The 14,956-nt window shown below is 69.8% G+C and carries 12 protein-coding genes; 4 read left to right on the top strand and 8 right to left on the bottom strand.

The window, feature by feature from the left end; translation table 11 throughout:
• Positions 1 to 457: 457 nt before the first annotated feature.
• From ABZ910_RS15945 to ABZ910_RS15935, 3 genes are all read left to right on the top strand, one after another.
• The gene (locus ABZ910_RS15945) at positions 458 to 1,090 is read left to right on the top strand and encodes a DUF6230 family protein (RefSeq protein ID WP_361364420.1); all 633 of its coding nucleotides are present in this window, start codon (positions 458 to 460) and stop codon (positions 1,088 to 1,090) included.
• A 117-nt stretch (positions 1,091 to 1,207) separates the two neighbouring features.
• On the top strand, positions 1,208 to 1,753 hold the full coding sequence (locus ABZ910_RS15940) for a DUF6114 domain-containing protein (RefSeq protein ID WP_361364418.1): 546 nt from the start codon (positions 1,208 to 1,210) through the stop codon (positions 1,751 to 1,753).
• Positions 1,743 to 3,050: a hypothetical protein gene (locus tag ABZ910_RS15935; protein WP_361364416.1), complete on the top strand. Its 1,308-nt coding sequence runs from the start codon at positions 1,743 to 1,745 to the stop codon at positions 3,048 to 3,050. The genes ABZ910_RS15940 and ABZ910_RS15935 overlap by 11 nt, the downstream gene beginning before the upstream one ends.
• Positions 3,051 to 3,148: 98 nt before the next feature.
• Here ABZ910_RS15935 and pyk read toward each other — a convergent pair whose 3' ends face one another.
• The 3 genes from pyk to pta form a co-directional block, all read right to left on the bottom strand.
• Positions 3,149 to 4,579 (bottom strand): pyruvate kinase, encoded by a 1,431-nt coding sequence (pyk, locus tag ABZ910_RS15930; RefSeq protein WP_361364413.1) that lies wholly within the window; start codon positions 4,577 to 4,579, stop codon positions 3,149 to 3,151.
• 82 nt (positions 4,580 to 4,661) lie between these two features.
• Entirely contained in the window at positions 4,662 to 5,897 is a 1,236-nt protein-coding gene (locus ABZ910_RS15925) for an acetate kinase (protein ID WP_361364410.1), read from the bottom strand.
• Positions 5,894 to 8,002, bottom strand: a complete 2,109-nt coding sequence (gene pta / locus ABZ910_RS15920; protein ID WP_361364408.1) for a phosphate acetyltransferase — start codon at positions 8,000 to 8,002, stop codon at positions 5,894 to 5,896. The genes ABZ910_RS15925 and pta overlap by 4 nt, the downstream gene beginning before the upstream one ends.
• A gap of 197 nt (positions 8,003 to 8,199) precedes the next feature.
• Here pta and ABZ910_RS15915 point away from each other — a divergent pair, with 197 nt between their 5' ends.
• Entirely contained in the window at positions 8,200 to 9,225 is a 1,026-nt protein-coding gene (locus tag ABZ910_RS15915; protein WP_361364404.1) for an ATP-dependent 6-phosphofructokinase, read from the top strand.
• A gap of 22 nt (positions 9,226 to 9,247) precedes the next feature.
• On the opposite strand, the gene ABZ910_RS15910 is transcribed toward ABZ910_RS15915, so the two are convergent.
• The 5 genes from ABZ910_RS15910 to ABZ910_RS15890 form a co-directional block, all read right to left on the bottom strand.
• Positions 9,248 to 10,087 (bottom strand): carbohydrate ABC transporter permease, encoded by an 840-nt coding sequence (locus ABZ910_RS15910; protein WP_361364401.1) that lies wholly within the window; start codon positions 10,085 to 10,087, stop codon positions 9,248 to 9,250.
• An 8-nt stretch (positions 10,088 to 10,095) separates the two neighbouring features.
• Entirely contained in the window at positions 10,096 to 10,956 is an 861-nt protein-coding gene (locus ABZ910_RS15905) for a sugar ABC transporter permease (RefSeq protein ID WP_361364398.1), read from the bottom strand.
• A gap of 7 nt (positions 10,957 to 10,963) precedes the next feature.
• Positions 10,964 to 12,277, bottom strand: a complete 1,314-nt coding sequence (locus ABZ910_RS15900; RefSeq protein ID WP_361364817.1) for an extracellular solute-binding protein — start codon at positions 12,275 to 12,277, stop codon at positions 10,964 to 10,966.
• Between the two features lie 196 nt (positions 12,278 to 12,473).
• On the bottom strand, positions 12,474 to 13,160 hold the full coding sequence (locus ABZ910_RS15895) for a response regulator (protein ID WP_361364395.1): 687 nt from the start codon (positions 13,158 to 13,160) through the stop codon (positions 12,474 to 12,476).
• Positions 13,157 to 14,821, bottom strand: a complete 1,665-nt coding sequence (locus ABZ910_RS15890) for a sensor histidine kinase (protein ID WP_361364393.1) — start codon at positions 14,819 to 14,821, stop codon at positions 13,157 to 13,159. The genes ABZ910_RS15895 and ABZ910_RS15890 overlap by 4 nt, the downstream gene beginning before the upstream one ends.
• Positions 14,822 to 14,956 lie beyond the last annotated feature (135 nt).

Genomic DNA, 14,956 nt, shown 5'->3' with positions numbered 1-14,956 from the left:
CCTTGGATGCCACCGAGTGTGGCGCCATGGTGCCAGTGGGTCGTCGTTCGGTTACCGGGCCGTTACTAGTCGGTAATGACCCCCCTTGTGCGGGCGGCGAGAATGCACCACGATCGGCGACGCTCGGTCCATTCCCCGTTCCCCGACAGCCAATCGGGCCATGGGATTATCTGGGTCCCCACCGGGCAGAGCCGACGCCAGTGGCGCCGGCTCTAGGACAGGGGGGTCTTCGTCAGAACGGCGATGCCTGTCCAGCAAGGTTGTGCGTGATGTGTGTCAGGCGCGACCAGTGGTTGTCGCTCGGGGGTGATCGCCGGTGATTTCGGGCGCGGTTCGCGCCTTCGAGCGCGGGCGCTCTCCTTCCCGAGGACGTAGCACTTCTCCCATCCCTGCCCGGCTGGGCCGCCCGACTGGGGCGCGTCCGGGCCAGGAGATGTACGTCCGAGAAGGAGGAAATATGGAGTCCCAGGTGCGTGGCGGGACCAGATGGAAGCGGTTCGCTGTGGTCATGGTGCCCAGCGTTGCCGCCACGGCATGCATAGGCGTCGCCCTCGCGCAGGGCGCTCTCGCCGCATCGTTCAGCGTCTCCGGTCAGTCGTTCAAGGTCACGGCCGACCGGCTCGACGGTCAGGGCTTCGAGCAGTACGGGGCGCTGGACTCGGGCTACACGCTCGACGGCCAGAAGACGGTGCACCCCGTCGCCGTCTCGGCGTTCAAGTCCGCGTCGATCCAGAACATGTGCCAGTCCGTGGTCACCCCGGACGTCCCGGTGCTCGGCTCCGTCAGCCTGGTGCTGAAGGCGGGCGGCGACGGCAAGGCTGTGGAGGCCGACAACCTCTACATCGATGTCGCCGACCTCAATGCCGACGCCACGTTCCACAACATCGACATCGGTGTGGCCGCCAAGGACGCCAACAAGGGTCCCGGTATCGGCAAGGGCGACAGCACGAACCCCAACGGGTTCGCGCAGCAGGCCGAGTCGGCCACGCTGACCCATGTGAAGCAGACGGCGTGGGCGACCACCGCCGGAACCTTCAAGCTCAGCGGCCTGAAGATGTCGCTGCACAAGGGTGTCAAGGAGTGCTACTAAGCGCTCGATGACGGGCGGGGGAGCCGATGGCGCCCCCGCCCGTCCCCTCTTCGGCCGTGTCTTCACACGCGGCACACACCACCACTACAGCAACGCCGCACCAGGGAGCTGTTTTCCATGAGCGCCGAGACTCCTGCCGAAACCGGCCAGTTCGCCCGCAGGAGGCTGCAGTTCCGCGTCTGGCGGGGTGAAAGGCCGTTCTGGGCCGGTCTGTTCGTCCTGCTCGGCGGTTTCCCGATCGCCTACTTCCCGTACGCACACCTGCAGGTCGGTCACCTCACGCTGGCGATGGCGACCACGGCTGGTGCCGGGTCCCTGATCATCGGCGTGTTGCTCGTCGTCCTGGGCATCAGCCTCTGGTTCCAGAAGCACATCAAGGTCTTCGCGGGTATCGCGGCGATCCTGCTGGCGCTGGTGTCCATTCCCGTCTCCAACCTCGGCGGCTTCCTCGTCGGCTTCCTGCTCGCGCTGATCGGCGGGGCGTTGGCCGTGGCGTGGTCGCCGGGTGAGGCCCCCGCTCCCGAGCCGGGTGTCGCGCGCGAGGACAGCAACGACGCGACGAGCGATGGGACCCCCTTCCAGGCCTTCAAGCCGCTGGGGGAGAACAACCTGTCAGGAACGAGCCCGGCCAACGGGGCGAACGGGAGGCACAGTGCCGGCTGACGAGGTGACCCACGGGACTGATGTGGACGAGTCCTGTGCGAGAACCGGGCCGCGCCACGCGGCACCCAAGAAGCCGCTGTTCACCAGGTTCCACATGCCTGCGGGCAAGGCGATCGCCTCCGTGGCGATGCCGACGGCCGTCCTCATGGGCATGGGCTTCACGTCCACGCTCGCCATCGCCGACAGCGGCAGCACGTCGTCGCCGAAGTCGGCGAAGAGCCTGACGGCCGACGAGTACAAGGACTGCGTCACCGCCATGGACGGCTCCAAGGACGCGGCGGCCAAGCCGTCGCCGTCCGAGAGCAAGTCCGCGGACAAGGCCACGCCGAAGCCCTCGGCGTCGACCGACGCGAAGGACGGGTCGGGCACGTCGTCGCATGCGGATTCCGGCGACACGGCCACGCCCGCACCCACGCCGTCCACCCCCAAGGCGCCGCAGACCGGTTCGGGCACGTCCGGCTCCGGCGACACCGCGGGCACGTCGTCGTCCTCCGGCGGGGGCCTGCTCGGCGCCGTCGGTGACACCGTGGGCGGCCTGCTGGGCGGCGGTGGCGACTCGGGCTCCTCCACGAGCACGAGCCCCGCTCCGTCCACGTCTACGTCCACGGCTTCGGCCGGCAGCGCCACGGACAACGTCGCCGGCACCGTCAAGGACACGACCGACCAGGTCACCAAGACGGTCGGGGATGTCGGGAACACGGTCAAGAAGACCACCGACACGGCGACCAAGACGGTCGGGGACACGACCGGGGCGCTGCAGAAGACCGTCGGCTCGGTGACCCACGTGGCCAGCCCGCTGACGGGCTCCGCCCCGTCCGCGGACGGCTGCCCGACGGCCACCGACGACAAGGGCGGCGTCGACAACCAGGTGCCGGTGGCGGACGACCCGTGGTACCTGAGCGCCAGTTCGCTGCTCCTCAAGGGCGCCGACTACCAGGGCGTCGTCCAGGTGAAGACGGCCAACGGGTCCACCAAGAAGGTGCTGAAGTACGTCATCTCGAAGGGCACCGACATCGGTGACCTGCACCAGACGGTGAAGGACAAGCAGTCCGGCAAGACCTACCACGTGCAGGCTGCCAAGGGCTCGACGTCCACGATCCGCGACGGCAAGACGGTGATGTACACCGAGAGCATCTCGGGCAACCTGTTCGGTCTGATCCCGCTGAAGTTCACGCCGGACAACCCGCCGCCGCTGAACCTCCCGTCGATCTACTTCACCAACGTCCAGGTGACGCAGGCCGCCCAGTTCGGTGGCACCCTGCACGTGCCCGGCATGCATCTGTACACCACCGACTGACGCCTGCCACGGGCCCGTTCGGGAGCCGCACAAAGCCTGAGGGCGCCCCCTGTCACAGGGGGCGCCCTCAGCGCCGTACAAGGGCCTTTACGGCCTGATCAGTCGGCGTCGCCGCCACCGAGGTGGTGGACCCGGACCATGTTGGTGGTGCCGGGGACGCCGGGGGGCGAGCCCGCGGTGATGACCACGGTGTCGCCGTCGTTGAACCGCTTGAGCTTGATGACCTCCTGGTCCACCAGGTCGACCATCTCGTCGGTGCTGTTCACGAACGGCACGACGTGCGACTCCACACCCCAGCTGAGCGTCAGCTGGTTGCGGGTGGACTCGTCCGTGGTGAAGGCGATGACCGGCTGGGCCGCGCGGTAGCGGGACAGCCGGCGGGCGGTGTCACCGGACTTGGTGAAGGCGATCAGGCCCTTGGCGCCCAGGAAGTCCGCGATCTCGCACGCGGCACGGGCGACCGAACCGCCCTGCGTGCGCGGCTTCTTGCCCGGCACGAGCGGCTGGAGCCCCTTCGACAGCAGCTCCTCCTCGGCCGCCTTGACGATCTTCGACATCGTCTTGACGGTCTCGATCGGGTACGCGCCCACGCTCGACTCGGCCGACAGCATGACCGCGTCGGCGCCGTCCAGGATCGCGTTGGCCACGTCGGAGGCCTCGGCGCGGGTCGGGCGGGAGTTGGTGATCATCGACTCCATCATCTGGGTCGCCACGATCACCGGCTTGGCGTTGCGCCGGCACAGCTCGATCAGGCGCTTCTGCACCATCGGGACCTTCTCGAGCGGGTACTCGACGGCCAGGTCGCCGCGGGCGACCATCACACCGTCGAACGCCATCACGACGTCCGCCATGTTCTCCACCGCCTGCGGCTTCTCCACCTTGGCGATGACCGGGACGCGGCGGCCCTCCTCGTCCATGACCTTGTGGACGTCCTGGACGTCCTTGGCGTCGCGGACGAAGGACAGGGCGACCATGTCGCAGCCCATGCGCAGCGCGAACCGCAGGTCCTCGACGTCCTTCTCGCTCAGCGCGGGCACGTTCACGGCCGCGCCGGGCAGGTTGATGCCCTTGTGGTCGGAGACGACGCCGCCCTCGATGACGATCGTCTTCACCCGCGGGCCCTCGACGTCGACGACCTTCAGCTCGACGTTGCCGTCGTTGATGAGGATCTGGTCGCCGCGCGAGACGTCGCCCGGCAGCCCCTTGTACGTCGTACCGCAGATGTGCTTGTCGCCCGGAACGTCCTCGGTCGTGATGACGAACTCGTCACCGCGCTCCAGCTCGACCGGTCCCTCGGCGAAGGTCTCCAGCCGGATCTTCGGGCCCTGCAGGTCGGCGAGGACGCCGATGGCCTTGCCGGTCTCCTTGGACGCGGCCCGGACGCGGTCGTACCGCGCCTGGTGCTCGGCGTGCGAGCCGTGGCTGAAATTGAAGCGGGCCACGTTCATGCCGGCTTCGATCAGGGAGACGAGCATCTCGTGGGAGTCGACCGCGGGGCCGAGCGTGCAGACGATTTTCGAACGGCGCATGAGACGATCCTATCGGCTTGTTTCGCTGCGGAATATTCCGGCTGACGGAAGATGCAAATGGGCGGGCATGCGCTCAGGCGAGTTACCGCGATGTATTTGTTCCGCTGTTCTTTCCGACCAGGTCGTAGGTCTGCGTGGCGATCTCCAGTTCCTCGTCGGTCGGCACCACGGCGACCGCCACCCGCGCCGACGCGGGCGAGATCAGCCGCGGCTCGTCACTGCGTCCGGCGTTCAACTCGTCGTCCACGGCGAGGCCCAGGCCCTCCAGGCCCGCGACCGCCGCCGCCCGCACCGGCACCGCGTTCTCCCCGACCCCGGCCGTGAACGCGACCGCGTCCACCCGGCCGAGCACGGCGTAATAGGCGCCGATGTACTTCTTGAGCCGGTGAATGTAAATGTCGAAGGCGCGAGCGGCCTCTTCGTCGCCCTCGTCGATGCGGCGGCGGATCTCCCGCATGTCATTGTCTCCGCACAGACCGAACAGGCCGCTCCTCTTGTTGAGAAGAGCGTCGATCTCGTCCAGGGACATTCCGCCGACCCGCGCCAAATGGAAGATGACGGCCGGGTCCAGGTCGCCGGACCGGGTCCCCATCACGAGCCCCTCCAGCGGCGTCAGCCCCATCGAGGTGTCCACGCACCGGCCCTCCTCGACCGCCGAGGCCGAGGCGCCGTTGCCGAGGTGCAGCACGATGACGTTGACCTCGGACGGGTCCTTTCCCAGCAGCCGAGCCGTCTCCCGCGAGACGTAGGCGTGCGAGGTGCCGTGGAAGCCGTAGCGGCGGATGCGGTGCCGGTCGGCGATCCTCGGGTCGATCGCGTAACGGGCGGCCGACTCCGGCATCGTGGTGTGGAAGGCGGTGTCGAAGACCGCGACCTGGGGCAGGTCGGGCCGCAGCGCCATGGCCGTACGAATGCCCGTCAGATTGGCCGGGTTGTGCAGCGGGGCCACCGGGATCAGCCGCTCGATCTCGGTGAGCACGGCGTCGTCGATGACGGTCGGCTCGGTGAAGAACATGCCGCCGTGCACCACCCGGTGCCCGATCGCGGCCAGTTCGGGCGAGTCCAGGCCGAGGCCGTCGCGCGTCAGCTCCTCGGCGACCGCCTTCAGGGCGGTGTCGTGGTCGGCGATCGGCCCGCTCTGCTCACGGGTCTCGCCGGTGGCCACGAGGGTGTGCCGCAGCCGCGAGGTCTGCTCGCCGATGCGCTCGACCAGGCCGACGGCGAGCCGGCTGGTGTCCCGCATGTCCAGCAGCTGGTACTTCACCGACGAGGAGCCGGAGTTGAGGACGAGGATGCGGGTGGGGCGCGTGGAGCTCACGGTGCGATTGCCTTCGCGTCGGGGGTCTGGGCCTGGATCGCCGTGATGGCGACGGTGTTGACGATGTCCGAGACGAGGGCGCCCCGGGACAGGTCGTTGACCGGCTTGCGCAGACCCTGCAGGACCGGGCCCACGGCGATCGCGCCGGCCGAGCGCTGCACGGCCTTGTAGGTGTTGTTGCCGGTGTTGAGGTCGGGGAAGATCAGCACGCTGGCCTGCCCGGCGACCTCGGAGCCCGGCAGCTTGGCCGCCGCGACCGTCGGCTCCACGGCGGCGTCGTACTGGATCGGCCCCTCGATCTTCAGGTCGGGCCGCCGCTGGCGGGCCAGCTCGGTCGCCGCGCGCACCTTGTCGACGTCGGCGCCCGAACCGGACGTACCCGTGGAGTACGACAGCATCGCGATCCGCGGCTCCACGCCGAACCGGGCGGCGGTGGCAGCCGACTGGATGGCGATGTCGGCCAGCTGCTCGGCGTTCGGGTCCGGGTTGACCGCGCAGTCGCCGTACACGAGCACCTGGTCGGCGAGGCACATGAAGAAGACGGACGAGACGATCGAAGCTCCCCCAGAGGGGGCACCCCCAGGCTTCGTCTTGATGATCTCGAAGGCGGGCCGGATGGTGGCGGCCGTGGAGTGCACGGACCCCGACACCATGCCGTCGGCCAGCCCCTCCTGCACCATCAGCGTGCCGAAGTAGTTCACATCGCTGACCACGTCGTACGCCAACTCGACGGTCACGCCCTTGTGGGCGCGCAGCTGGGCGTACTTCTCGGCGAAGCCGTCGCGCAGCTCGGACGTGGCCGGGTCGATCAGCTGGGCGTCGGCGAGGTCGATGCCCAGGTCGGCGGCCTTCTTGCGGATCTGGTCGACCGGTCCGAGCAGCGTCAGGTCGCACACGTCCCGGCGCAGCAGCACCTCCGCGGCGTGCAGCACGCGCGCCTCGGTGCCCTCCGGCAGCACGACCCGGCGCCTGTCGGAGCGGGCCTGCTCCAGCAGCTTGTGCTCGAACATCATCGGGGTGAGACGGTCACTGCTGGGGGCGCTCACCCGGTCCTGCAGCTCGCCGGTGTCGACGTACCGCTCGAAGACGCCGAGCGCGGTCTCCGCCTTGCGCGGGGTGGCAGCGCTCAGCTTGCCCTCCAGCGAGAGCAGCTGCTCGGCGGTGGGGAAGCTGTTGCCGGCCACGGAGAGGACCGGCGTACCCGGGGCGAGACGGGCGGCCAGGGTGAGGATGCCGTCGCTCGGGACCTCGTTCAGCGTGAGCACCACGCCGGCTATCGGCGGGGTCCCGGCGCTGTGCGCGGCGAGCGAGCCCACGACCAGGTCGGCGCGGTCGCCCGGGGTCACGACCATGCAGCCCGGGGTCAGGGCGGGGAGGAAGTGGGACAGCGTGGCCCCGCCGAAGACGAAGCCGAGCGCGTCCCGGGCCAGCCCCGAGTCGTCGCCGAGCAGCACCTTGGCGTCGAGGGCGTGGCCGATCTGGGACACGGTGGGCGCGGACAGCGCGGGCTCGTCGGGCAGCACGTAGCAGGGAACGGGCAGCCCGGAGGCGAGACGGTCGGCGATCTCGGCGCGGTCCTCGCGGTCCACCCGGTTGGCGACCATCGCGAGGACGTCGCAGCCGAGCCCCGTGTAGGCCCGGTAGGCGTTGCGGACCTCGGAGCGCACCGACTCGGCGGTCTGCTTGCGGCCGCCCACGACCGGGATCACGGACGCGCCGAACTCGTTGGCGAGCCGGGCGTTGAGGGACAGCTCGTCCGGGAGCTGGGTGTCGGCGAAGTCGGTGCCGAGGACGAGGACGACGTCGTAGTCGCGGGCGACCTTGTGGAAGCGGTCGACGAGCGTGGACACCAGCTCGTCGCTGCCCCGCTCGGCCTGGAGGGCCGACGCCTCGTGGTAGTCCATGCCGTACACGGTCGCCGGGTCCTGGGAGAGCCGGTAGCGGGCGCGCAGCAGCTCGAAGAGACGGTCGGGACTGTGGTGGACGAGGGGCCGGAACACGCCCACCCGGTCCACCTGCCGGGTCAGGAGCTCCATGACCCCCAGTTCGACGACCTGGCGGCCGTCGCCGCGATCGATCCCGGTCACGTACACGCTGCGGGTCACGCGTGCTCTCCGTTCCGTCTGCGCCATCGTCTGCGTCATCGGTTGCGTCACAAAAATCGCCCACCAGGGTGAGCGGAGCCCTCTTGACAATACCCCTGGCGCTAGCTAGGCCGCCCGCTCAAACGTCGCCGTCCGGAGTGACGTGAAACAATCGGACTGGCTCACCGGTATCAACAGCGAGCAGGAGACACAGCACGATGCGTATCGGAATTCTCACCGCAGGCGGCGACTGCCCCGGTCTGAACGCAGTGATCCGGTCGGTCGTGCACCGGGCGGTGACCCAGTACGACGACGAGGTGATCGGCTTCGAGGACGGCTACCGGGGACTGCTCGACGGCCACTTCCGCACCCTCGACCTGGACGCGGTCAGCGGCATCCTCTCCCTCGGCGGCACCATCCTCGGCTCCTCCCGACTGGAGCGCGACCGACTGCGCGAAGCCTGCGAGCGGGCGACCGACATGGCCGCCGAATTCGGCATCGACACGCTGATCCCGATCGGCGGCGAGGGCACGCTGACGGCGGCCCGCATGCTGTCCGACGCCGGCCTGCCGGTCGTGGGCGTCCCGAAGACGATCGACAACGACATCTCCTCCACGGACCGCACCTTCGGCTTCGACACGGCCGTCGGCGTGGCGACGGAGGCCATGGACCGCCTGAAGACCACGGCCGAGTCCCACCAGCGCGTGATGGTCGTCGAGGTCATGGGCCGGCACGCCGGCTGGATCGCCCTGGAGTCCGGCATGGCCGGCGGCGCCCACGGCATCTGCCTGCCCGAGCGCGCCTTCGACCCCGCCGACCTGGTCAAGATGGTCGAGGAGCGCTTCGCCCGCGGCAAGAAGTTCGCCGTCGTCTGCGTCGCCGAGGGCGCCCACCCCGCCGAGGGCACCATGAACTACGGCCACGGCGAGATCGACCAGTACGGCCACGAGCGCTTCCAGGGCATCGGCACGGCCCTGGCCTACGAACTGGAGCGCCGCCTCGGCAAGGAGGCCAAGCCGGTCATCCTCGGCCACATCCAGCGCGGCGGCACCCCGACCGCGTACGACCGCGTCCTCGCGACCCGCTTCGGCTGGCACGCGGTAGAGGCCGCACACCGGGGCGACTTCGGCAAGATGACCGCGCTGCGCGGCACCGACATCGCGATGGTGCCGCTGGCGGAGGCGGTGACCGAGCTGAAGACGGTGCCCAAGGACCGGATGGACGAGGCGGAGTCGGTGTTCTAGGAGCACCTCTGGTGCGGGGATGTCACCCCTTGACCGCCCCGCCCAGCGCGAACCCACCCCCCAACCGCCGCGCCACCAGCACATACAGCAGGATCACCGGCGTCGAGTAGAGGACGGAGAACGCGGCGAGCTGGCCGTAGGCCACCGCGCCCCGGTTGCCGAAGAACTCGTTGATGCTGACCGAGGCGGGCAGCTGGTCCGGGGTGAGCAGCAGCATGAAGGGGACGAAGAAGTTGCCCCACATCAGCACGAACGCGAAGACCGTCACCACGGCGACCCCCGGCCCCATGAGCGGCAGCACGACGCGCACCAGCGACTGAAGCGACGACGCACCGTCCGTCCACGCGGCCTCCTCCAGCTCCTTCGGCACGCCGTCCATGAAGTTCTTCATGAGCCAGATGGCGAAGGGGAGTTGGGACGCGGCGAAGAACAGGATCGTGCCCTGCATCGTGTCGATGAGGTTCACCCGCACGAACAGCGCGTACACCGGCACCATCACCGCGGTGATCGGCAGGGACGTGGCGAACAGGATCGTCAGCAGGAACGGGCGGTTCAGGCGCGAGCGGAAGCGGGAGAGGGGATAGGCGGCCAGCGCGGCGCAGACCACGGTCAGCAGGGTGGCGGTCCCGCACAGGATCAGGCTGTTGAGCAGCGGCGTCAGCGTGATGTCCGGGGTCAGGACCGCGTCGAAGTTGCCCAGGGTGAGACTGCCGGGTGCCTTCACCCTGAGGCTGGCGTCCGGGTCTAGGGCGGACAGGACCACCCAGGCGAGGGGGAGCGCGAAGGCGGCGGCCACCGCCAACAGGCCGGTGTCGGCGGCCAGTCGGCGGGTCGTGCGGCGGGTGGAGAGGGTCCGTGCCATGGGTGTCGTCACACCTCCGTGCGCAGCAGGCGCAGGTACACGACGGAGAAGAGGGAGCCGACCACGAGGAGCAGCAGGGCCACGGCCGTGCTGTATCCGATCATGCTGTCCTGGAAGGCCTGTTCGTACATGTACAGCGGCAGCGTCTGGCTGCGGTTGCCCGGGCCGCCCCTCGTCATCACCCAGATCAGCCCGAAGACCGACAGCGTCTGCAGGGTGTTGAGCATCAGGTTGGTGCCGATGGAGCGGCGGATCATCGGCAGCGTGATGTGCCACATGCGCCGCCAGCCGCCCGCGCCGTCCATCTCGGCGGCCTCCGTGATGTCCTGGGGTATCTCGCCCAGCGCGGCGGTGTAGACGAGCATCGAGAAGGCCGTGCCGCGCCAGACGTTGGCGCAGGACACGGCCAGGATGGGGAGCGTGAACAGCCAGTTCTGGGTGGGGAGATGGAGCCAGGCGAGGATGGCGTTCAGGGTGCCCTCGCGACGGAAGAAGGCGTAGAGGAGAAAGCCGGCGACGACCTCCGGCAGCACCCACGCCGTGATGACGATCCCCCCGGTGAGCGTGCGCACCGGCTTCGACGCACGCTGCATCAGGGCGGCCAGGGCCAGGCCCAGTGTGTTCTGCCCGACCAGCGACGACACGACCGTGAACACCAGCGTCAGCCATACGGCGTTCAGGAAGTCTTCGTCCCCGAACGCCGTACGGAAGTTGGCGAGGCCCACGAAGGAGGAGTGGGCCTGGCCGGTGAGCTGGAGGTCGGTGAAGGCGATGACGACGCAGTAGACGATCGGGCCCGCGAGGAAGAGCAGCAGGAGGACGACGGCGGGGGTGACGGGCAGGGCACGGGCCAGACGGCGGCGTATCACGTCACGGTCACTTCTGGGTCACTTGGTTGCCGGCGGCCGCTTTGAGCGCGTCGTCGTAGGCGCTCGCCGCCTTGTCGACCGTGGCGTCACCGGTGGTCACTCCCTCCATCGCCTCCTGGATGGCCGTGGAGACCTTCGGGTACGCCGGGTACGCGGGCCGGTAGTGCGTGGTGGCGACCAGATCGGTGAAGAACTTGATGCCGGGCTGGGCGGTCGCGTACGAGGGGTCGCTCGCGACGTCCTTGCGGACCGAGATGCCGGAGTTGGCGATGTACCACTTCTTGGCGTTCGTCTCCGTCTGCATCGTCTTGATGAAGTCGAAGGCGAGGTCGGGGTTGCCCGCCTTGGACGGGACGGCCCAGGTCCAGCCGCCGGACATGCTCACCTTGCCCGGGGCCTGGCCGTGCTGGGTGGGCATGGCGGCGAGACCGAGCTCCCTGGACCAGTTCGGCCAGGCGTGACCGCTGCCCGGGAGCCAGTACTGCGGGAGCCAGGAACCGTCGAGGTCGATGCCGACCTTGTGCTGAGGGAGGAGCTCGCCGGCCATCGTGACGGGGAAGTTGGGGTCGAGGGCGTCGGAGGGGTCGGGGCCGAGCTTCTCCTTGTAGAGGGTCTCCACGAACGAGAGGGCGTCCTTGAAGGGCTTGCCCGCGGTGATCCACTTCTTGGTGGCGTGGTCGTAGAGGGGATCGGAGCTGCCGTCGCCCGTGCCGTAGAGCAGCATCTCGAAGCCCTGCATGGTGGACGCCTCACCCGCCGGTTTGCCGGTGTAGACGTTGAGCGGGGTGACGCCGGGGACCTTCTGCTTGATGGTGCGCGCGGCGGCGAGGACGTCGTCCCACGTCTTCGGCTGCCAGTCGCCCGGCAGCCCGGCCTTCTCGAACACGCCCTTGTCGAACCAGAGTCCGCGGGTGTCGGTGCCGTCGGGCACGCCGTACGTCTTCCCGTTCTCGGCCCGTGCGGCGGTCTTCGCGGTGTCGATGAAGTGGTTCCAGTCCGACCACTTGTCGAGGTACGGGTCGAGCGGTCTCAAGTACCCGCTGGTGATGTCCGAGTTGATGAGGAACGTGTCCTCGTAGACCAGGTCGGGCGCGGTCTTGGGGGAGCGGAGCATCTGCTGGAGCTTGGTGTAGTACTCCGAGTCCGGCGCCTTGATGGGGACGAGCTCGACCTTCTTGCCCGGGTACTTCTTCTCGAACTGCTTCTTGACGTCGGCGAGGAAGTTGTCCATCACCTTGACGTTGTTGTCCGTCGACTGCTTGAAGCTGACCCTGACGGTGTCCGGACTGCTGCCGGAACCGCTGCCGCAGGCGCTGAGCATCGATGCGGCGAGGACCGTGGTGAGGAGGGGAGCGAGGGCGGTGCGGGCGGCATTGGTGCGCACGGCATGACCTCCTGCGGGCTCACTGGACTGTGGCCTGGTGGTTGCCGTGCGAAGGTAAGAGGAGTGGTCTAGTCAGGTCAATGTGCGTGCGGGATTTGGGTGTCGGGCCGTATGCATGCGAACTGCCCCCGATTCACGGTCTCTTCGTCCACCGGTACTGCAACTCCGGCCGCCCCACGGTCCCGTACTGCGGGCTGCGGATCGCTCGGCCCGTGTCCACCAGGTGTTCCAGGTAGCGGCGGGCCGTGATGCGGGAGATGCCGACCGCCTCGGCCACGCCCGTCGAGGTGAGGCCGGACGTGTGGTCCCGCAGGGCTGCCGTGACTCGTTCCAGGGTGGGGGCGCTCAGGCCCTTCGGCAGGGCGGCCGGGCCCGGGGCGCGCAGGGCCGCGAGCGCTCGGTCCACGTCGTCCTGTCCGCTCGCCTCGCCGGCCGCCGTACGGAACTCGGCGTACCGCACCAGCCGGTCGCGCAGGGTCGCGAAGGTGAACGGCTTCAGCACGTACTGCACGACCCCGAGCGACACCCCCTCGCGCACCACGGTCAGGTCGCGGGCCGACGTCACCGCGATCACGTCCGCCAGATGTCCGGCCGCCCGCAGCGACCGGGCGAACTGCAGGCCGTGGACGTCCGGGAGGTGGAGGTCGAGGAGGAGGAGATCCACCGGCGTGCGGTCCAGCAGGCGCCGGGCCTCCGCGCCGGTGTGCGCCGTGCCCACCGCCACGAAGCCCGGGACCCGCCCGACGTAGAGAACGTGGGCGTCCGCCGCGACGGGGTCGTCCTCCACGACGAGGACGCGGATGGGTTCCCCGGCTGTCATACGGCACCTCGGGGCATCGTGCGTCCGGTCGCCCCGGCCGGAGCGGCGGGCGTGCCCAAGGGCAGCCGTACCTCGAACACCGCGCCGCCCTCCTCGCCCTCCGTCACCGTGAGTGCCCCCTGGAGTCGGGTGACCGCCTGGCGCACCAGCGCGAGCCCCAGCCCGCGGCCGCCGGGTCCGGCGGCCGGCTTCGTCGAGAACCCTCGCTGGAATACCAGATCGGCGTGAGCGGGGTCCACACCTGTGCCGGTGTCGGCCACCCGCAGCACCAGTTCCCCGGCCACGGTCCCGGTGCCGTACGCCGTCACCGTCACCTTCGCCCGCGTGCTGCCCTGGGCCGCGTCCACCGCGTTGTCGATCAGGTTGCCCAGGATCGTCACCAGGTCGCGTGCCGACAGGCTCTCCGGGAGCAGGCCGTCGTCGAGGCGGCTGTCCGGTGACACCACCAACTCGACGCCCCGTTCGTGGGCCTGGGCCGTCTTGCCCAGCAGGAGTGCCGCCAGCACCGGCTCGCCGACCGCCGCCACCACCTGGTCGGTCAGCGCCTGGGCCAGTTCCAGTTCGGCGGTCGCGAAGTCCACCGCCTCCTCCGCGCGGCCGAGTTCGATCAGCGAGACGACCGTGTGCAGGCGGTTCGCCGCCTCGTGCGCCTGGGAGCGGAGGGCCTGGGTGAAGCCGCGCTCGGAGTCCAGCTCGCCCGTCAGGGCCTGGAGTTCGGTGACGTCCCGGAGCGTGACCACGGTGCCGCGGCGCTCGCCGCCCGACACCGGGGACGTGTTCACGACCAGCACCCGGTCCGCCGTCAGATGCACCTCGTCCACCCGGGGCTCCGACGCCAGCAGCGCCCCGGTCAGCGGTGCCGGCAGCCTTAGGCCCGCCACCGACCTGCCCACCACGTCCTCCTCGGGGCCGACGCCGAGCAGCTCCCGGCCGCCGTCGTTGACGAGGGCCACCCGGTACTGCCCGTCCAGCATCAGCAGCCCCTCGCGGACGGCGTGCAGCGTGGCCTGGTGGTAGTCGTGCATGCGGCTGAGCTCGGCCGCGTTCATGCCGTGGGTGTGCCGGCGCAGCCGGGCGTTGACGACGTACGTGCCGACCGCGCCGAGCACCAGGGCGCCGGTGGCGACGCCGAGCAGGGCGGTGACCTGCTCCTGCACGCGCCGGCTGATCGCGTCGACCCGGATGCCCGCGCTCACCAGACCGATGACGTGGCCGTCGTCCTCGACCGGGGTCACCGCGCGGACCGACGCGCCGAGCGTGCCGGTGTAGGTCTCGGTGAAGGACCCGCCTTGGCGGGCGGCAGCGATATGGCCGAGAAAGCGCTTGCCGATCTCGCGCTCGTCGGGGTGGGTCCAGCGGATTCCCCGTGGAGTCATGATCGTGACGAAGTCGACTCCGGTGTCGCGCGTGACCCGGAGCGCGTACGGCTGGAGGCGGGCCGTGGGGTCGGAGGTGCGGATCGCCGTCCGCACGGAGGGGGCGTCCGCGACGGCGCGGGCCACCGCCATGGCCTGACGGCGCGCCGCCTCCTCGCCCTGGCGGCGGTCGCTGACGTAGGTGAACAGCGCGTACCCCGCGACGACGACCGCGATCAGCACGGCCTGCATGGCGAACAGCTGCCCGGCCAGGCTGCGGGGCCGGGGGACGACGGGGAAACGCATCCGGCCAGTCTGCCTGGCGGGTCGAGCGGGAGGCGCCGCGGGGGTTTCCGCTGCGCCGCAGACCGTCCGTCCGAAGGGGGCCGCTCCGGTGGGGATGCCGGATCGATACGGCATCGGCCGCCCGGGTGGCGGGGT

The sequence above is a fragment of the Streptomyces sp. NPDC046805 genome, from assembly GCF_040645355.1.
Classification (GTDB): domain Bacteria; phylum Actinomycetota; class Actinomycetes; order Streptomycetales; family Streptomycetaceae; genus Streptomyces.
Note: the sequence above shows the minus strand (reverse complement) of the source record. Positions and strands in the feature narration are given on the sequence as shown.

What these genes read in the sequence shown, in the direction of transcription:
- ABZ910_RS15890 (WP_361364393.1), bottom strand. Translation starts at nt 14,821, where the DNA reads ATGCGTTTCCCCGTCGTCCCCCGGCCCCGCAGCCTGGCCGGGCAGCTG.
- ABZ910_RS15910 (WP_361364401.1), bottom strand. Translation starts at nt 10,087, where the DNA reads ATGGCACGGACCCTCTCCACCCGCCGCACGACCCGCCGACTGGCCGCC.
- ABZ910_RS15940 (WP_361364418.1), top strand. Translation starts at nt 1,208, where the DNA reads ATGAGCGCCGAGACTCCTGCCGAAACCGGCCAGTTCGCCCGCAGGAGG.
- ABZ910_RS15915 (WP_361364404.1), top strand. Translation starts at nt 8,200, where the DNA reads ATGCGTATCGGAATTCTCACCGCAGGCGGCGACTGCCCCGGTCTGAAC.
- ABZ910_RS15945 (WP_361364420.1), top strand. Translation starts at nt 458, where the DNA reads ATGGAGTCCCAGGTGCGTGGCGGGACCAGATGGAAGCGGTTCGCTGTG.
- ABZ910_RS15895 (WP_361364395.1), bottom strand. Translation starts at nt 13,160, where the DNA reads ATGACAGCCGGGGAACCCATCCGCGTCCTCGTCGTGGAGGACGACCCC.
- ABZ910_RS15900 (WP_361364817.1), bottom strand. Translation starts at nt 12,277, where the DNA reads ATGCTCAGCGCCTGCGGCAGCGGTTCCGGCAGCAGTCCGGACACCGTC.
- pyk (WP_361364413.1), bottom strand. Translation starts at nt 4,579, where the DNA reads ATGCGCCGTTCGAAAATCGTCTGCACGCTCGGCCCCGCGGTCGACTCC.